At 69.5% G+C, this 18067-nt stretch carries 14 protein-coding genes; 5 read left to right on the forward strand and 9 right to left on the reverse strand.

The window, feature by feature from the left end; translation table 11 throughout:
• Window positions 1-24 precede the first annotated feature (24 nt).
• From IPJ61_RS02975 to IPJ61_RS02985, 3 genes are all read right to left on the reverse strand, one after another.
• Complete coding sequence (locus tag IPJ61_RS02975) at window positions 25-375, reverse strand: hypothetical protein (RefSeq protein WP_297102843.1); 351 nt, start codon at window positions 373-375, stop codon at window positions 25-27.
• A 41-nt stretch (window positions 376-416) separates the two neighbouring features.
• The gene (locus tag IPJ61_RS02980) at window positions 417-1535 is read right to left on the reverse strand and encodes a chymotrypsin family serine protease (protein ID WP_297102845.1); all 1119 of its coding nucleotides are present in this window, start codon (window positions 1533-1535) and stop codon (window positions 417-419) included.
• A 225-nt stretch (window positions 1536-1760) separates the two neighbouring features.
• Entirely contained in the window at window positions 1761-4310 is a 2550-nt protein-coding gene (locus IPJ61_RS02985; protein WP_297102847.1) for a glycogen/starch/alpha-glucan phosphorylase, read from the reverse strand.
• Between the two features lie 188 nt (window positions 4311-4498).
• Here IPJ61_RS02985 and IPJ61_RS02990 point away from each other — a divergent pair, with 188 nt between their 5' ends.
• The 5 genes from IPJ61_RS02990 (at window position 4499) to IPJ61_RS03010 (ending at window position 10361) form a co-directional block, all read left to right on the forward strand.
• Window positions 4499-5194 (forward strand): MgtC/SapB family protein, encoded by a 696-nt coding sequence (locus IPJ61_RS02990; RefSeq protein WP_297102848.1) that lies wholly within the window; start codon window positions 4499-4501, stop codon window positions 5192-5194.
• A 157-nt stretch (window positions 5195-5351) separates the two neighbouring features.
• Complete coding sequence (locus tag IPJ61_RS02995) at window positions 5352-6932, forward strand: S8 family peptidase (RefSeq protein WP_297102849.1); 1581 nt, start codon at window positions 5352-5354, stop codon at window positions 6930-6932.
• A complete protein-coding gene (locus IPJ61_RS03000) occupies window positions 6929-7501 on the forward strand; it encodes an RNA polymerase sigma factor (RefSeq protein WP_297102851.1) in 573 nt (190 codons plus the stop codon). The genes IPJ61_RS02995 and IPJ61_RS03000 overlap by 4 nt, the downstream gene beginning before the upstream one ends.
• Window positions 7498-7965 carry a hypothetical protein gene (locus IPJ61_RS03005; protein ID WP_297102853.1) on the forward strand — a complete coding sequence of 156 codons (468 nt, stop codon included), beginning with the start codon at window positions 7498-7500 and terminating at the stop codon, window positions 7963-7965. Before IPJ61_RS03000 ends, IPJ61_RS03005 begins: the two co-directional genes overlap by 4 nt.
• A gap of 2 nt (window positions 7966-7967) precedes the next feature.
• Window positions 7968-10361: a CHAT domain-containing protein gene (locus IPJ61_RS03010; protein WP_297102855.1), complete on the forward strand. Its 2394-nt coding sequence runs from the start codon at window positions 7968-7970 to the stop codon at window positions 10359-10361.
• A gap of 37 nt (window positions 10362-10398) precedes the next feature.
• On the opposite strand, the gene IPJ61_RS03015 is transcribed toward IPJ61_RS03010, so the two are convergent.
• The 6 genes from IPJ61_RS03015 to treS all read right to left on the reverse strand — a co-directional run bounded on the left by IPJ61_RS03015 (window position 10399) and on the right by treS (window position 18044).
• Window positions 10399-11349 (reverse strand): L-lactate dehydrogenase, encoded by a 951-nt coding sequence (locus IPJ61_RS03015; protein WP_297102857.1) that lies wholly within the window; start codon window positions 11347-11349, stop codon window positions 10399-10401.
• 195 nt (window positions 11350-11544) lie between these two features.
• Complete coding sequence (locus IPJ61_RS03020) at window positions 11545-11970, reverse strand: heat shock protein transcriptional repressor HspR (protein ID WP_297102859.1); 426 nt, start codon at window positions 11968-11970, stop codon at window positions 11545-11547.
• Between the two features lie 10 nt (window positions 11971-11980).
• A complete protein-coding gene (dnaJ, locus tag IPJ61_RS03025; protein ID WP_297102861.1) occupies window positions 11981-13141 on the reverse strand; it encodes a molecular chaperone DnaJ in 1161 nt (386 codons plus the stop codon).
• 87 nt (window positions 13142-13228) lie between these two features.
• Complete coding sequence (locus IPJ61_RS03030) at window positions 13229-13774, reverse strand: nucleotide exchange factor GrpE (RefSeq protein ID WP_459251247.1); 546 nt, start codon at window positions 13772-13774, stop codon at window positions 13229-13231.
• Window positions 13771-15612 (reverse strand): molecular chaperone DnaK, encoded by a 1842-nt coding sequence (gene dnaK, locus IPJ61_RS03035; protein ID WP_297102863.1) that lies wholly within the window; start codon window positions 15610-15612, stop codon window positions 13771-13773. The genes IPJ61_RS03030 and dnaK overlap by 4 nt, the downstream gene beginning before the upstream one ends.
• A 158-nt stretch (window positions 15613-15770) precedes the next feature.
• The gene (treS, locus tag IPJ61_RS03040) at window positions 15771-18044 is read right to left on the reverse strand and encodes a maltose alpha-D-glucosyltransferase (protein WP_297102865.1); all 2274 of its coding nucleotides are present in this window, start codon (window positions 18042-18044) and stop codon (window positions 15771-15773) included.
• Window positions 18045-18067: the final 23 nt, after the last annotated feature.

Below are 18067 nucleotides of genomic sequence, written 5' to 3' on the forward strand. Positions count from 1 at the left end.
CCTCGCTGCGGCGCAGGACCGCGGTCAGGAGGGAGGCTCGATAGCCCTGAGGTAGAAGCGCTCGCTCCCCTCGTGGCAGCCCTCACCGTCGGTGGAGTTGCCTCCCCAGCCTTCGATGGTGTCACCGACTGTGGCGAGCACGTTTCCGTGGCCGTCCTCAACCCGCAGCGGGTTGTCCTTCGCCACTGTTCCCGGCGGCCAGATCAGCGATGTGGACCAACCCTCGGTACCGGACACCCAGAAGCAGGCGTGCCCATCCTTCACCTCGCCGTGAAGAGGATCCACGATGAGGCCCGCCAGACGAAGGCTCGCGGTCTCACTCGTGTCGAGCGTTAACGCCGACGAGTCGCTGGAACAGCCCAGAGGAATGAACATCAGCGAGAGGCCGATACCTACCAACGCGCGAGTACGCCGGGTCACGACGTCACGCTTGACACTGAGAAGTAGGACTGTATGGGTCCCCACCGCTCCGCGTAGGTCGTCAGTCCGCTTCCGGCAATGACGATTCCACGCGGATACACCTTGCTTGCGCCCTTCAGCACCAAGGGGCCTCCCGAGTCGCCAGGGCGAACGGGACTGATTCCGACCAGTACGGCGAGTCCACTCGTACATCCGTCAGGGGCGCAGAGCACGCCGGTGAGCGAGAGTGTGTCCATGTCGCAGTTCTCGTAAGAGGAGCTACCACTCGTGCAGTACTTGGTGTAGAGAGCCGGATTGGCGGCGGCACCCGTGGCCGTCCCGGATCCGGTTGATCCACCCATGTAGATGTAGGTACCGTAACTCTTTTCGCCAATCAGAGCCAGGTCAAAGGTGGGGTAAGGGGCCCTTTTCACAATCTTTCCGACGGTATAGCTGCCGGACTTCCACACCGTGTTCAGCGCGCCACAGTGGGCTGCCGTCAGCATAAATTTCGTGCCTGCCGAGTTCTTCACCGCGAAACCCGTCGAACAGGGCCCGCCTCCAGTGCTTTTCACAATCTTGGCACCACCCCAATGGGGAGAGGTGTCGCTCGAGCGCGAGAGCCGCCCACCTCCTTCGGTGGTCTCCAGACGGAGTTCGCCCAATCGAAGGGGCTCCTCCGGCAACGCATCCTCGGACAGGTTGCCACTGACTTGGACCAGATCGCGCTCAGCGTCGTACCACAGCCCGAAGTAGACACCCTCCGCGCCAGCCAGGCCAGCCACGGAGGTCTTCAGTGCCTCAAGGGAGGCCCTGGTGAACCTGCTCGGAACAGTCCTCGACTCAACGGCGGGAGCCTCGACATCCGAGTAGATGCGCACCACGATTTCGTCGCCCTCGAGGTAGAACCCTGGCGACACCGCCTCGGGGAGGGCCGCCGCTCGCAACCGCTCCTCCTCCTCTAGTGAACTAGAGCGCCCATAGTCACCATCTGCATGGGCTGGGGCAGCTTCTTGCGCGAGTTTCTCCAACTCATCTGGCCCCGTTTCCGCGACAGCATCCGTCACGACGAACACTGACAGACCCAACGCGACAGCGGCGAACAACGCCTGCCACCGCCTGATACTCGCAGCCACTTTGCCTCCATCGCTAGACACCACCGTCTATCTTGAATTCAGTCAAATTGAGCGACCTCAACGTGAGGGTAGCACGACAGGCACCTGGGCAACGAGTGCCCGTGAAAATCGAGCGGTCGGCACAGACTCCGTGCGCCTAGGCATCCCAGTAGCAGGACCGGAATACGGGAGGGGTGCCACCTTGGACGGTGGCACCCCCTCACACGACAGTCGGTTCGGGATCGGTCAGAGCATCGGCGCGGTGTGCCAGATGCGCTGCAGGTAGTCGCGCATCGAGCGGTCCGAGCTGAAGAAGCCCGTGCGGGCGACGTTCAGGATGGCCGAACGGGTCCAGAGGTCCTGGTCCGCGTAGCGCTCCTCGACCTTCTCCTGCGCGGCGACGTAGGACTCGAAGTCCGCGAGCGCCATGAACCGGTCCTGGTTCAGCAGGTTGTAGATCACCGAGTCGAACAGGTGCGGGTCGCCCTCGGAGAAGTGGCCCGACAGGATCAGGTCGATCGTCGCCTTCAGCGCGGGGTTGGCCATGTAGAACGACTCCGGGTTGTAGCCCTTTGCGCCGAGCTCTGCGACCGCGGGCTCGTCCATGCCGAACAGGAAGAAGTGCTTGTCACCGACCAACTGACGGATCTCGACGTTGGCGCCGTCGTCCGTGCCGATCGTCAGCGCGCCGTTGAGGGCGAACTTCATGTTGCCGGTGCCGGAGGCCTCCATGCCAGCCAGCGAGATCTGCTCGCTGAGATCGGCGGCGGGGATCAGCTTCTCCGCGAGGGTCACGTTGTAGTTCGCCGGGAACGCGACCTTGAGACGGCCCTCAAGCACGGCGTCGCCGTTGATCCTCTGCGCCACCTTGTTGATCAGGTGAATGGTGTCCTTCGCCATCTTGTAGCCGGGGGCGGCCTTCGCACCGAACACGACGGTGCGGGGCGTCAGATCCGACGCCGCCACGCGGCCCGACAGCACCGACTCGTATAGCGAGACGATGTGCAGCAGCTTCAGCGACTGGCGCTTGTACTCGTGCAGGCGCTTGACCATGACGTCGAGCAGGTGGCCCTCCGGCAGGTCGATGCCGTCGCGAGCGCGGAGCACATTCGTCAGGCGGACCTTGTTCCAGGCCTTCGCGGCGCGGAACTGCTCGCGGAAGTCCGGGTCGTCGGCGTAGGGCTCGAGCTCCTTGAGGCGTTCGAGGTCAGTCACCCAGCCGGTGCCGATGGCGTCGTTGACGAGCTCCGACAGCTTCGGGTTCGCCATGCGGACGAAGCGCCGGGGCGTCACGCCGTTGGTGACGTTGGTGAACTTGGCGGGCCACATCTCCGAGAAGTCCGGAAGGACCTTGTCGGCCAGCAGCTGCGAGTGCAGAGCGGCGACGCCGTTGACCTTCGTGCCGGCGACGGTGGCGAGGAACGCCATCCGGACGCCGCGCTCCGGGTGCTCGGCGATCATCGACATGCGGCGGGCGCGGACCTCGTCACCGGGGAACGCCTCGCGCACCTCGGCCAGGAAGTCGTCGTTGATGCGGTAGATGATCTCCAGGTGGCGCGGCAGCAGGCGGCCGAGCAGCTCCGTCGACCACACCTCCAGCGCCTCCGGCAGCAGGGTGTGACAGGTGTAGGCGAAGCAGTTGCGGGTGACCTCCCACGCCTCCTCCCACTCGAAGTCGTTCTCATCGATCAGGATGCGCATCAGCTCCGGCACCGCGATGACGGGGTGCGTGTCGTTCAGCTGGAAATGGATCCGCTCGGCGAGGTTGTGCAGGTCGAAGCCCTCTTCGAGCTCGTTGTCGATGAAGTCGCGCAGCGAGCAGGCCACGAAGAAGTACTGCTGCTGCAGGCGCAGCTCCTTGCCCTGCGGCGTCGAGTCCTCCGGGTAGAGGACCTTGGAGATGTTCTCCGCGAAGGTCTGCGCGCGAACGGCCTGGGCGTAGTCGCCGGAGTTGAAGATCTGCAGGTCGAACGCCTTCGAGGCGGTGGCCGACCACAGGCGCAGCGTGTTCACGCGGCCGTTCAGGTAGCCGGGGACCATGTAGTTGTAGGGCACGCCGAGGACGTTCCAGCCCGGGACCCAGCGGGTCCGCTCGCGGCCGTCCTCGCCCTCGTAGCGCTCGGTGTGGCCGGCGAAGTTCACCTGGACCGACGCCTCGGGGTGCGGGAACTCCCATGGGGCGCCGAGCTGCAGCCACGTGTCGGGCTGCTCGACCTGGCGGCCGTCGACGAAGGTCTGGCGGAAGATGCCGTACTCGTAGCGGATGCCGTAGCCGATGCACGGCACGTCCATGGTGGCGAGTGAGTCGATGAAGCACGCGGCGAGACGGCCGAGGCCGCCGTTGCCGAGGCCGGGCTCGACCTCCTGCGCACGCAGGGTCGCGAGGTCGAGGCCGCAGAGCTCGAGGCCGCGGGCCGCGATGTCGTTGAGGTCGGTGGCCAAGAGGGCGTTGCCCAGCTGGCGGCCGAGAAGGTACTCGGCGGAGAGGTAGCCCACGGTCTTGACCTGTGCCTCGCGGGTCTTGCGACCCGTCTCAAGCCAGCGCGCCATCAAGTAGTTCTTGACGGTGCTGGCGAGGGCGAGGTACTGGTCGTTGACGGTAGAGCGGGAGAGGGTGACGCCCTGGTTGGTGTTGAGCTCGTGCAGGAACTCGCGAACGAACCCGTCTACCGAGTGCGCGGGCATCCCGACCGGCGCGGTGGCCAGGGGATGCTTCGGCGTGCTGGTGGGGCCGTAGTTGCGGGTGTCCGTGTTCGGCGATTCGTCGGCCAGGGTCGGCTGGGCGTTCTCAGGCATGAGCAAAGAGTAGTAACTGGTCCCGGGATTGGCACATTCGCCCGACCGCTGTCCGCGGAGCGCAGGGCGCTCGCCATCGTCGCGAACGCGGGTCGAAGGCTCAGAGACACGGCGAGCCGGTCACCCGGACCCGGTACTGGCCGGTCTACAGTGCCGGGAACCAGGCTACACAGCGGTGAGGAGCGGACATGATCTTCGACTGGGGCGTCGTCCCGCTGCAGCTGCTGCTGGTGGGGATCGCGTTCGTGTTGTGCTCACTCATCGGGCTGGAGCGGCAGTTCCGGCACAAGGCCGCCGGATTCCGCACCCACGCGCTCGTCGGCCTCGGGGCGTGCGTCTTCACCCTCATCTCCGTCGAGGGGTTCGTCTACCTCGCCGAGTACGAGGTCACCCGCGATCCGTCGCGCATCGCCGCCCAGATCGTCTCCGGCGTCGGCTTCCTCGGCGCGGGCGTGATCTTCGTCAACCGCGACGTCGTGCGCGGACTCACCACGGCCGCGTCGATCTGGCTGGCCGCCGCCATCGGCATGGCCTGTGGCGCAGGTCTGCTGCCCCTCGCCGCGGCGGCGACCGTGCTGCACTTCGTCGCTGTGATGGCGATCGCGCCGCTCGCACGCCTCATCCCCCAGGCTGGGGCACGATCGACAGTGGTCGTGACGTATGAGGACGGCAGGGGCGTCCTCCGCGACCTCCTCCACGAGGCGACGGCGCTCGGCTGCGAGACAACGCTGATCAACACCCGCCAAGCGAAGCTGGAAGGACTCAAGGTCGTGCGCGCCGAGATGCGGTTCAGATCCGGCCCGCCGCTGCGCGATGTCATGACCCAACTGAGCGAGATCGACGGCGTCCTCGGCGTCGACTTCCCCCGCGACGACGAACTCTGATTCGACGTTCGCCGAAAGCGCGGCCGACGAGGGGTTCCGCATCGAACGGCCGAGTGGAAAAATCCGATGTATCAGGAGCGCGCGGCGGCGCTCCTGAGGGGTGAAGGAAGCGCTGACGAGCGGTTCCTGAACGGACGCCGTGATCGGAAGGAACCCCATGTCCACACTTCGCGTGCTCGACCCGCAGACCGCTGAACGGCTCCCGGACGGCCGCGCCCCGCGCCCGACGCCCTACCTGAACGACCGCGTCCTCGTCCGCGGACTCCCCGGCCTCAGCCGCGACATCCCGCTGAAGGCGCTGACCGACGTCGCGGAGGAGCTCGGCCTCGAGGTGCGCATCCACGAGACCCCCGGGGTCGAGCGGGCGCGCGAGGGACGCGACATCGAGGTCCTCGACCGCATCTGGGTCACGAGCGTCGAACTCGTCTCGCCTGCCAACACGCCGGTCGACGCCTGGCCGATCCTGCTCGCCGCCCGCCGGCGGCTCACCCAACCTCAACTGATCCGCCGCCTGGATCGCCTTGAGCACCTCAAACGGCTGCGCGTCGCGCGCCAACTCCAACTCGACCACGTGATGTCCGTGGCCGGCTACGAGTCGATGCCGTACTACGTCCCGCTGCCGTACTACGTGCCCCTCCCGTACTACGTTCCGCTTCCCTACTACGTGCCGCTACCGGTCCAGCCCGCGGGCGAGTACCAGCACCCGGGCTCGGGCGGACGCACGCCTGTCGCCGTCGTCCTCGACGACCCCGCGTGCCGGGCGCGCGAGCTGAAGCGCGCCCCACTGGTCGTCGTTCCCGACTCCGGACTCGGCCCGCACCCCTGGTTCGCGGACGAGAACCGCATCACCGAGAAGGTGTCCGCGCAGGGCCTCACGCTCGGCATCGGTGGCGACCTGCCCCAGACAACGCCCAGCGAGCCCGGCAACCCGCTCGACGGGTCGGTCGCGCCCTACCGTGGGCACGCCACGTTCATCGCGGGGCTCATCCGCCAGACCTGCCCGGAGGCTCGCATTCAGGTCGTCCACATGCTCGACGACGCGGGCACCGTTCCCGAGGGAGCCCTCATCCCCGTTCTCACCAAGCTGCTCGAGCGCCAGCTCGACATTCTCGCCGGCAGCGGCGACGAAGCGGACCTGATCGACGTCATCAGCCTCTCCCTCGGCTACTACCACGAGGACCCGAAGGACCAGCTCGAGGACGCCCCGCTGCGCAACGTGCTCCAGGAGTTCGGCAGGCTGGGCGTCGCCGTCGTCGCGTCGGCGGGCAACCAGTCGACGACCGACAAGCTGTACCCTGCGGCATTCTCGGGCCAGACGGAGGCGTTCGATGTCGGCCGCGTGCCCCTGGTGAGCGTCGGGGCGCTGAACCCCGACGGCACCGTCGCTTACTTCTCCAACGACGGCGACTGGGTCGGTTGCTGGCGGCCGGGGGCGGCGCTCGTCAGCACCCTTCCCACCGACATCGACGGCGAACTCGAGCCCCGGGCACGGCGGACGTTCGACCCGGCGACAGGCCTGGCCGGGACCGCGAAGGGCCGCACCCGCGCGACGATCGACCCCGACAACTTCAGCGGCGGGTTCGGCACCTGGTCGGGCACCTCGTTCGCAGGCCCGGTGCTCGCCGGCCAGATCGCCGCACGGCTGGCGGACGACCCCACGCTGGCCGAGGTCGACCAGACGTCCGCCGTCGAGCGTGCCTGGCGGGCCGTCAGCGCCGAAGTGGGGTGGACGCCATGACCGCCCACACAGGTACCGGCTCGCTCGCCGCCGACGCCGCGGACGCGTTCCGCGACTATCTCGACGGTGACACGGGCCGCATGGCCGACCTCGTCTCCCTGCTGACAAAGCCGCTCTGGGCCGCCGCCCGCTCGTCCGGGCTCAGCGCAAGTCAAGCGGAGGACGTCGTGCAGGGCGCGTGGGTGCGCCTCGTGCAGCATGCCGACGGCGTCCGTGACCCGCAGGCGGTGTTCGGCTGGCTCCTGACGACGGTGCGACGCGACGCCTGGCGCGCGGCGGGCCGACCCGCCCACGACGAACTGCCCGACGACCCGCCGTCGATGACGGCAGGTCCGGAGGCTGCGGCCGAGGAGGCCGACACCGCCCAGATCCTCTGGCAGCACGTCAAGACGCTGAACCCGCGCTGTCAGGCGCTGCTGCGGGTGGTGGCCTTCGCCGCCAAACCCGACTACGCCGCCATCTCCGCGGCGCTCGGCATGCCGGTCGGCTCGATCGGACCCACGCGAGGCCGCTGCCTCGCCACTCTTCGCACCTCCCTCAGCAACGATCCCCGCTGGAGCCCGTCATGACCGCCTACGACGCCGACCGCCCGCTGACTGCGGAGGACAAGGCCCTCCTCACGGCGCTCGCCGCCGCCCAGGACCAATACGACCCCATCCCGCCCGGCCTGATCGAACGGCTCAGCCTCGCGATCTCGCTCGAACTGATGGAGGCGGAACTCGCGGTCCTCACGGCCGGGGCGCTAGAGCCTGCCCGGGCCGACACCGCTGTCGACTCGATCACGTTCACCGCCTCCTCGCTCTCCCTCATGGTCACGATGAGCAGCGTCGACGACGGCGTCCGCGTCGATGGCTGGGTCACGGGCGGCGGCGTAGAGGTGGACCTGATGGCTGGCGGCGAGTCACTGGCGGCGACGTCGGACGCGACGGGAAGACTCACGTGGCCGACCATCGGGCACGGCGCCATCCGATTCCGGATCCGGACGCCGCAGCCTGGGGCGAGGGTGGTGGTCACCCCCACGATCGAGGTCTAGTGGTGCGTCCCGCCCAGGAGCTCCACGCGCAGGCGCGCACCGCGCTTGAGGAGCAGCGCATCGCCGACGCCGACGCGCTGCTCCGGCGCGCGGTCGCTTTGTGCGGACCTGGCGAGGAAAGACTCCGTGTGCGGTTGTCCATCTCCGCCGCCTGGGTGGCGTTCGAACGGGAGGGCCTCGACGCGGCGCTGGCCGCGTCGGCCGACGCGCAGGCGGCCGCCCGGCGAGAGGGGTTCGCAGAGTTGGCCGCCGCGGCAGCCGCGCAGGCCGGCACGATGCGCGCCCGCGCGGGCGAGCTCGAGGCCGCCTGGCGCACGTTGACCGCCGTCGACACCGCCGCGCTCACCGAAGAGGATCGGATGCGCACGCTGATCAACCGCGGGACGCTCGCGTCCGAGCTGCGGCACCTCGACGACGCGACCGCGGACCTCGCCGCCGCCGCGGAGTTGGCCGCAGCCGTCGGTGCGGCCCCGCTGGAGTCGATGGCGCGGCACAACCTCGGCTGGCTCGAGTTCCTCCGCGGCGACCTTCCGGCCGCGCTCGCGGCGACGGCGCGGGCCGACGAGATCGACGTTCCTTTCGACCGCACCGTCGCCCGTCTCGATCGCGCCCGGGTGATGCTGGAGGCCGGCCTGATTCCCGAGGCGAGGGCACTGCTGCGGGGCATCATCCCCCCGCGGGGCTCGTGTCAGACGCGGGCCGAGCTTGACCACGAACTGGCGCGGGCTGCGCTGCTGCTCGGTCTCCCGGACGAGGCGGTGACGCGGGCACGGGCCGCGGCGCGCCGGTTCGCGGCGCGGGGGGAGCCGGCGCTGCGTCGGCGGAGTCGCCTGATCGCCGTCCTTGCCCGGCCGACGGCGCACGGCGCGCTCGCGCTGTGGCGCGAAGCCTCGGAGGTCGGCGACCGCTGGGTCGCCCCCGAGGCCGCGGCCATCGCGCTTGCCACGCTGTCTCCCGACGACCCACGGCGCGCGGTGGTCACCCGCGCCGCGCGTGGCCTCGCGCAGTCCCCGGTGACCTCGCGTCGCCTCGCCGGCCTCGTCGCCCTCGCCGCGGATGCCTCCGCGCGGGGCGACCGCACCGCGGCTCGCCGGCGACTCCGCGCCGCGCACGCCACTCTTCTCCGAGCGCAGCTCGGGGTCGCGAGCCTCGACCTTCGCGCCGCCGTGGCGCTGCACGGCGAAGCGGCGGCGCTGCTGGACATCGGGCTTGCGGGAGACTCCGTCAGCGGCCTCATCGACGCCACCGAGCGCTGGCGGGCCGCCACGCGGCCCGTGCCGAGAGTGCACCCGCTCCCCGACCCACGCTTGGCCGACGCCGCTAGCCGGCTCCGCCGCCTCCGGGCCGAGACCCCGACGACCGAGACGCTCGCGCAGCTCGCGGACGCGGAACAGGAACTCCGCACGCTCAGCTGGACCGCGGAGTCCCGGCTTCCCCCGATGGCGGTCACGCTGCCCGCCGCGCAGCTTCGGCGCGCCGTGCGCGAGGCCGGGGCGCGGCTCGCCGTCGTGGTGCCCCGAGGCGGCGAGTTCTGGGCGGCGGTCACCGACGGCCACCGCGGCCACCTCGTCCGGCTCGGCGAGATCGATCAGCTCGAGTCGTTGGTCTCCGCGGTGCACTCCGATCTCGCCGCGCGGGCGCACCTTTCGCCGTCGCATCCGTTGTCGGCGGTGGTAGACGCCTCTCTCGCCGCGCGCCTGCAGGCGTTGTCCGACGCCGTCGGTGCGCCCCTGGCGAGCACCCGCCCGCTCGTGATCACACCCTCGCGGATCCTCACCAGCGTCCCGTGGCTGGCGCTCCCCGCCCTGCGCGGCCGGCCGGTCACCGTCGCCCCCACTGCCTCGAGTTGGGCCACGGGCGCCGTCACCGTGACCCGTCCACGGGTCGCGGCGTTGGGCGGGCCGGATCTGCCGTCGGCCGCGGCCGAGGTCGACGGCGTGCTGGCACTCTGGCGCGGCGACCGTCCGGGGACGCTCGCGGGCGCGCTCGCGTCGTCGGACCTGGTGCACGTCGCCGCGCACGGGCGGCACCGCAGTGACAGCCCGCTGTTCTCCAGTCTGCGACTCGATGAGGGAACGGTGGTCGCCCACGAACTCGAGGGCGTGGAGATGCGCGCGAGCCATGTGGTGCTGTCCGCATGCGAGGTGGGCCGCGCGTCTCACCGCCCCGGCGATCAGCCACTGGGGCTGACCGCAACGCTGCTCGCCTCGGGGGTGGGCTGCGTCGTCGCGCCGGTCTCCCCCGTCGGCGACCGTACGTCAGCCGCCGTGATGGCGCGCTACCACGAGGAGCTGGCCCGAGGGGCCGACGCCGCCACGGCGCTCGCCCGCGCCACCGAGGATCGGCAGGAGGCTGGCGTGTTCGCCTGCTTCGGCTCCTCCTGGAGGGTCGACTAGTGGTCTGTCGCTCCTCAGGCCGGGGAGAGGGAGCGGCCTAGAACCCGAGGCCGGCGGCGACCTCGCGAATGTGCGCGGCGCTCGCCTGCAAGCCTCGCAACTCCATCGCGTTGACCGACGGCTCGAGCGTGCGCAGCACACCGTGACGGCCGACGACGCTCGGGACCGACATGCACACGTCCGAGATGCCGTGCCAGCCGTCCAGCCGGGAGGCGACGGGGAGGACGGCGTGCTCGTCGCGCAGGATCGCCTCGAGGATGCGGCTGCCGGCCACTCCGATGGCGTAGTTGGTGGCGCCCTTGCCCTCGATGACCTCGTAGGCCGCGTCGATCGTCTGCCGGGTGATGACGTCGCGGCGCCCGCGGCCGAGCTTGCCCGTCTGCTCCTCCCACTCCAGCAGCGGCACCCCGCCGATGGAGGCGGTGCTCCACATGGGCACCTCGGAGTCGCCGTGCTCACCGCAGATGACGGCGTGAACGCTGCTGATGGCCACCTCGCACTCGCTGGCGATCAGCCACCGCAGGCGGGAGGAGTCGAGCACGGTGCCGGAGCCGATGACCCGCCCGGAGGGCAGCCCGGAGATCTTCAGCGCGGCCTGCGTGATGACGTCGACGGGGTTGGTGACGAGCAGCAGGACGGCGTCGGGTGACTGCTCGACGATGCCGGGGACGATCTTCTTCATCAGGTCGACGGTCTTGCCCGCCAGATCCATGCGGGTCTCCCCGGGCTGCTGCTTCGCGCCGGCGGTGATCACGACGATATCGGAGCCCTGCGTGACGGCGACGTCGGACGACCCGCTGATCCGCGCCGGCGGCATGAACGCGGCGCCGTGGGCGAGGTCGAGCGCCTCCGCGCGGACCTTCTTCTCGTTGATGTCCTGTAGCGCGACCTCCGAGGCCAGGCCGTTGATCAGTGCCGCATAGGCGAGAGACGTGCCGACGGCACCCGCCCCGACGATGGACAGTTTCGTCCCCTTGCGCGTACCCATGTGCTCGCCTTTCTGTAGACGAGCATGATCCTAGTGGCCCGTCGCGCCTGAAGGTGCGGATCAGGACGCGGCGTCAGGCGGGATGAGTGACAAGGCGGAGGAGGGAGTCATAGCGGCGCACTACGTCGACCGACGACAACGACGTCAATCGCCCGCATGGCGCCGCGTACCCGCGCATTTAGGCGCGACGGGCCACTAACGCCCCGACGCGGGCGGCAGGGCGAGCGGTGAGACGGGGCGGAACCGGCCATGGTGGACGGCACCGCCGGACTCCGCTGTGAAGATTCGCCGGGCCGCGTCGTCGGACTGGACGCGGCGCAGCGTCTCGGTGAGGCGCTCGATCTGGTCGTGCAGCGCGTCGACATCCGCCTCGAGCGCGAGGATGCGGCGGATGCCCTCCAGGTTGATGCCCTCGACCTGGCTCAGCTGCTGCACGTGGCGCAGCTTGGCGACGTCGCGCAGGGAGTACCGACGGCCCCGGCCCCGGGCGCGCTGAGGCACCACGAGGCCGAGCCGGTCGTAGCCGCGCAGGGTCTGCGCGTGCATGTCCGCGAGCGACGCCGCCACCGACACCGGGAAAACCGCGGCGTCGGGGTCGAACGGCTGGAGGTGCTGGCTCATCGCGCCGCCGTCACCCGCCGAAGAGCGCGTCGCGAGGGTTGGCCTGCGGCGCCTTCTCGGCGTACTCCTTGAGCGCGGCCTTCGCCTCGTCGCTCAGCGAGTCCGGCACGGCGACCTTGATGGTGACCAGGAGGTCCCCGGAAGAGCCGTCCTTCTTCTTCGCACCCTTGCCGCGGACGCGCATGGTGCGCCCGTTCGGGGTGCCCGCGGGGATCCGCAGCCGGACCCTGGCGCCCTGCAGCGTCGGTATCTCGATCTCCGCTCCCAGCGACGCCTCGGCGAACGTGACGGGGACCTCGAGCGTGAGGTTGGACCCGCTGCGGCCGAACAGCTTGTGCGCGGCCACGTGCACGGTGACGTACAGGTCTCCAGGCTCGCCGCCGTTCTCGCCGGGCGCGCCCTTGCCCTTCAGCCGGATGCGCTGCCCGTCCTCGACGCCCGCCGGGATACGGACCTGCATCGTCTTCGTCGACTTGCCGCGACCCGAGCCGCCGCAGTCGGGGCAGGGGTCGTCGACGATGAGGCCGCGACCGAGGCAGTCCTCGCATGGCTCGCTGAGCTGGAACACGCCTCCGGACTGCGTCGAACGCATACCCGAACCCTCACAGGTGGGGCAGACACGCGGCAGCGTTCCCGCCTTCGCGCCGGTCCCCCGGCAGGCCGCGCACGGCTGGTCGGAGACCGTGCGCAGCGTGATCGTCGTTCCCTCGACGGCCTGCTCGAACGAGATGCTCGCCTCGCCCTCGATGTTGGCTCCCCGACGAGGCCCGCGACCCGATGCTCGACGCGTCGCGCCGCTGTTGAACAGTCCGCCGAAGATGTCGCCGAGGTTCTGTCCCGCGCCGCCACCCTGGGCGCCGCTGCGGAACAGGTCCTCGAACCCGCCCGGCTGCGCGCCTGGTCGCTGGCCGGGACGGCCGAACGGGAACCCTCCGCCGAAAAGGCTCCGGGTCTCGTCGTACTCCTTGCGCTTGTCGGGGTCGCTCAGCACCGCGTTGGCCTCGGACGCCTCCTTGAAGCGCGCCTCGGCCAACTTGTCGTCAGGGTTCTGATCCGGGTGGTTATCCCGGGCGATCTTGCGGAACGCCTTCTTGATCTCGTCTGCGGACGCGTTCTTGGAGACGCCGAGAACCTTGTAGTAGTCCTTCTCGACCCAGTCCTTCTGACTCACTTCTCGCTCATCTCCTCAATCCCGTTTCTTGGTTTCGACACGACGGCTCGCTAGCGCTCGCGCGTCGGCTCAACCAGCGGCCCCGGCTCAGGGGTTCGCCACCGCGACGCGCGCGGGGCGGATCACGCGGCCACCCAGCTCATAGCCCTGCTGCATGACCTGCGAAACCGTGACGACCTCGACGGGCTGATCCATCGGGACCGCCATCAGCGCCTCGTGGCGCACCGGGTCGAACGCGTCGCCGACCTCACCGAACGCGACCAACCCATGCCGGGCCGTCACCTTCTCGAGTTCGTCGGCCACCAGCTTGAACCCGCCGGCGACGTCGTCGTGCTGCTTCGCCAGCGCGATCGAGTCGAGAACGGGCAGGAAGTCGCTGAGCACCCGCTCGATACCGGCCTGGCGGGCCAGGTCGCGGTCGCGGTCCACGCGCTTCTTGTAGTTGACGTACTCGGCCTGCAGGCGCTGCAGGTCGGAGGTGCGCTCGGCGACCAGCGCCTCCAACTCCGCCTCTCGGTCGACGACGGCGACCTCCTCGGCCGTCACCTCGGGCGAAACGCCCTCGGGCGAGGGTGCCGCGGTGGCACCCTCGCCCAGAGCCTCGCCGTTCTGATCGAACTGCGAATCGGTCACTTGTCGTCCTTCTCCTCGTCGACGATCTCCGCCTCGACGACGTCGTCGTCACCGGCAGCCTCGGCGTCCTCGGCCGGAGCCGACTCCTGCGCCTTGGCCTGGGCCGCGGCGTAGATCGCCTGGCCCATGGAGGCGGCCTTGGTGTTGAGGTCGTCGATGGCGGCCTTGACCACGTCGTTGTCCTCGCCCTTCAGGGCCTCCTTCAGGGCCTCGGTCGCCTCGACGACCGGGGCCTTGACGTCCTCGCCGATGGTATCGGCGTGCTCGGCGAGCAGCTTCTCGGTGCGGAACACCAGCGCGTCGCCCTCGTTGCGCATGTCGACGGCCTCGCGGCGCTTGCGGTCCTCCTCGGCGTGCGCCTCGGCGTCCTTGACCATCTTGTCGATGTCCTCCTTGCCGAGGGCGGAGCCGCCGGTCACGGTCATCGACTGCTCCTTGCCGGTGGCGAGGTCCTTCGCGGCGACGTGCACGATGCCGTTGGCGTCGATGTCGAAGGTCACCTCGATCTGCGGGACGGAGCGGGGCGCGGGCAGGATGCCGGTCAGCTCGAAGTTGCCGAGCGACTTGTTGTCGCGAGCGAATTCGCGCTCGCCCTGGTACACCTGGATCATCACGGAGGGCTGGTTGTCCTCGGCCGTGGTGAACACCTCGGAGCGCTTGGTCGGGATGGTGGTGTTGCGCTCGATGATCTTGGTCATCACGCCGCCCTTGGTCTCGATGCCGAGGCTGAGGGGGGTGACGTCGAGGAGCAGCACGTCCTTGACCTCGCCCTTGAGCACGCCGGCCTGGAGCGAGGCGCCGAGGGCGACGACCTCGTCGGGGTTGACGCCCTTGTTGGGCTCCTTGCCGCCGGTCAGCTCCTTGACGAGCTCCGCGACGGCGGGCATGCGGGTCGAGCCGCCGACGAGCAGGACCGTATCGATCTTGTTGACCGAGGTCTTGGCGTCGGAGATGACCGCGTTGAACGGGGCGCGGCAGCGGTCGAGCAGGTGCTGGGTCATGCGCTGGAACTCGGAGCGGGTCAGCTTCTCGTCGAGGTGCAGCGGCCCCTCGGCGGAGGCGGTAATGTAAGGCAGGTTGATCGAGGTCTCCGAGGCGGAGCTCAGCTCGATCTTCGCGCGCTCGGCGGCCTCCTGGAGACGCTGGCGGGCCATCTTGTCTTTGAGCAGGTCGACGCCGTGCTTGTTCTTGAACTGCGTGGCCAGCCACTCGACGACCACGTGGTCCCAGTCGTCGCCGCCGAGGCGGTTGTCGCCCTTTGTGGCCTTGACCTCGAACACGCCGTCGGCGATGTCGAGCAGCGAGACGTCGAACGTGCCGCCGCCGAGGTCGAACACGAGAACGGTCTGCTCCTGCTCGGACTTGTCGAGGCCGTAGGCCAGCGCAGCAGCCGTGGGCTCGTTGATAATGCGGTCAACCGTGAGGCCCGCGATCTCGCCGGCCTCCTTGGTGGCCTGGCGCTCGGCGTCGGAGAAGTACGCGGGAACGGTGATGACGGCGTTGGTGACCGCCTCACCGAGGTACGCCTCGGCGTCGCGCTTCAGCTTCTGCAGCACGAACGCGGAGATCTGCTGGGGACGGTAGTCCTTGCCGTCGACGGTGACCTTCCAGTCAGTGCCCATGTGGCGCTTGACGGAACGGATGGTGCGGTCGACGTTGGTGACCGCCTGACGCTTGGCGACCTCGCCGACGAGGACCTCGCCGGAAGGGGTGAACGCGACGACGGACGGCGTGGTGCGCGCGCCCTCGGCGTTGGGGATGACGGTGGGCTCGCCGCCCTCGAGGACGGCGACGACCGAGTTGGTGGTGCCGAGGTCAATGCCTACTGCACGAGCCATGAGTTTTCCTCCTGCGGATGGATGTCTAGGTTTTCCCTTGAGCGGGGCTGGCTCAAGTTAAGCACATGAGCCCGCCACACTCAAGTTCAAGATTGAGTACATCAGACTCAACCTTGCGTCCACCGCGTCTATTCCCCTCGGCGAAGACCCACATCCGGTCAGTAAGTGAGGATCAGCGCCTTCACGCCGAATGGGGCAAGGACGACGTCGAGGCGCCCGCCCCGGCCACCGTCGGCCTCGACGACGCCGACCTCGTCGGACGTGCCGAGGTCTACGACGGTCGCGCCGACGATCAACTCCTCGGATCGAATGGCCGTCGACGCCTCGCGCTCGGCGAAGTTGAAGACGCTCACCTGCACGGCGCCGACCGCAAGCCGGTTGACCAGCACGAGGATCGCCGCGTCGTCGGGCTCCGGCACGTCCAGCAGCGCGCCCGTCGCGATGCCGTGCGCCTCGCGGAGATGGAGCATCGACGCCAGACGGCTCGCGAACGACTCCGGGTCGTCCAGCTGCGCGCCCAGCGGACCGTACAGCGTCCGCGCCCGCGGGAGGCCCGACGCCGAGCGCGCCGCCTCCGGGTTGGCACCCATCAGGTCGAACGCGCCGCGCTCGATCCACCGGGTATCCCCGGTGGCGATGAGGTCGGCGACGTCATCGCGATCGACGGGCAGGGCGCCGACAAGGTCCCATCCGGACAGCGCGAAAACGCCGGGCTGGAGCGCGTTGTACGAGGCCAGCAGGAGGTGGGCGTCGCGGATGCGGCGCACGTCGTCGTCGGTGATGGCCGCGAGGTCGACGATGCCGAGCGCCGCGGTGATCACCGAGGCCGTCGTCGACGCGATGCCGTTGGTGGTGAAGATCGCGTTGTACGGCGCGGCCGGGCCGGCCATCCGACGGCGCAGGTCGTCCTGGATCTTCTCGGCCAGCTCCGCGCCAAGGTACTCGACGCCGCCGAGAAGATAGGTGTCGGAACGGTGCACCGTTGCGAAGTGCACCAGCTCGTAGGTGAGCTCGTCGTGGTTCTGCAGCGCGTGCACGAGCGAGGCCTGGTCGATGCCGATCGAAAGCCCCTCGCGCAGCGTCAACCGCAAGAACCCGGTGTCGGCCATCAGCAGCGCGTGCTGGTAGGCGGGGCGGGTGACGAAGTCGTAGGAGAGGTCGGGGCCCGCGGCCGACGTCGCGCGGATCGCGTCCATCGACAGGTTCAGCTCCTGGAAGGTGAACCCGCCGACCTTGCGCACCATCGACCCGATCAGCTGGTTCGCGGCCACCGACAACGGATGACCTTCGGACCAGGCCGGGCCCTCGTCGTCCTCGCTGGCCCGCTCGACGCCGAGGAAGCCGTTGGCGTCGAGCCTCAGGCCGCCCGCGCCGAGGTCGGTCAGCGCGTGCAGGGCGTCGCCCATCACCAGCCGCATCCCGGCGAACGTGGGGTCGAGCCAGTTGATCGACGGCTGCCCGTCCTTGAAGTAGTGCAGGTACACCCACCGGTGCGGCTCGCCGAGGGTGTCGACAACCGCCGCCGTCGCCGACCAGTTCGTCTCCTTGACGCCGGGCTCGTAGAAGATGACGCGCTGCAGCTCGCCGATGATGAACCCAGCGTCCTTCAGCCGCCGCTCAGCCTCCGCGTCCAGGTTCACCGAGTCGCGCCCCGGGGGCACGTCGGGTAGCAGATGCCACGCCTCCCTCGGGATGTCGATCATGTGGTAAATGCCCGGGTAGTCGCCGTGGTTCATCTCGGCGAGGCGGAAGTCCGCGCCCTTTCCGGTGTGTGCGGGGACGAGGTCGTCGATGATCGTCGCCCCATGCGAGGCCGCCGTCGCCTGCATGGCACGGCATTCATCCTCGGTCCCGAACAGCGGGTCGATGGTCATGGAGATCCGGTCGAAGTGGCCGTCGATCGACGGGGTGTGCCGCCAGCCCGAGATGCCGCCTGCCAGCTTGACCGGCCCCGTGTGGACCGCGCGGATGCCGATCCTCGCGAACGCCGCCCACAACGCCTCCGACCCCAGGGCCTTGAGGAATGACTCCCCGTCGGCGGTGATCTGCGACAGCGGGTAGGCCGTGAACCACACCGAGGCCGTGTCGACGGCACGGCGGGGATGCGGGCTGGCGTAGGCCTGGCTCCACATCTCGGGGCGGCCCGAGAGCTGGCGGCTGAGCGTCTTCGCGTCGCCGAGCATCGCGTGATTCTCGAGCCACTCGACATAGGCGCGGTTCGTGGCGACGGGCTCGAAGGGCGGCACGAGCGACCCGCTCGGCGCAAGCCTCCGCCTGGCCCGCGGCCGCAAGGCCCGGGGTCGCGCCGGGTAGAACGCCTCGTCGAAGTTGATCTCCCTTTCGACCGCGTCGGCGACCGCCGGATGGGCCTCCAGGACACCCGGTGCCGGAATCGGGATGGTATCGGCGTGCGGCTCGTGCTCTTCGCTCACGGGAGCTCCTTCCTTGCCAGCGT

The sequence above is a fragment of the Tessaracoccus sp. genome (assembly GCF_016714275.1).
Lineage (GTDB): Bacteria > Actinomycetota > Actinomycetes > Propionibacteriales > Propionibacteriaceae > Arachnia.

Coding starts and splice junctions, on each gene's coding strand:
- IPJ61_RS02975 (WP_297102843.1), bottom strand. CDS start 375: ATGTTCATTCCTCTGGGCTGTTCCAGCGACTCGTCGGCGTTAACGCTC.
- IPJ61_RS02985 (WP_297102847.1), bottom strand. CDS start 4,310: ATGCCTGAGAACGCCCAGCCGACCCTGGCCGACGAATCGCCGAACACG.
- IPJ61_RS02990 (WP_297102848.1), top strand. CDS start 4,499: ATGATCTTCGACTGGGGCGTCGTCCCGCTGCAGCTGCTGCTGGTGGGG.
- IPJ61_RS02995 (WP_297102849.1), top strand. CDS start 5,352: ATGTCCACACTTCGCGTGCTCGACCCGCAGACCGCTGAACGGCTCCCG.
- IPJ61_RS03000 (WP_297102851.1), top strand. CDS start 6,929: ATGACCGCCCACACAGGTACCGGCTCGCTCGCCGCCGACGCCGCGGAC.
- IPJ61_RS03005 (WP_297102853.1), top strand. CDS start 7,498: ATGACCGCCTACGACGCCGACCGCCCGCTGACTGCGGAGGACAAGGCC.
- IPJ61_RS03015 (WP_297102857.1), bottom strand. CDS start 11,349: ATGGGTACGCGCAAGGGGACGAAACTGTCCATCGTCGGGGCGGGTGCC.
- IPJ61_RS03020 (WP_297102859.1), bottom strand. CDS start 11,970: ATGAGCCAGCACCTCCAGCCGTTCGACCCCGACGCCGCGGTTTTCCCG.
- dnaK (WP_297102863.1), bottom strand. CDS start 15,612: ATGGCTCGTGCAGTAGGCATTGACCTCGGCACCACCAACTCGGTCGTC.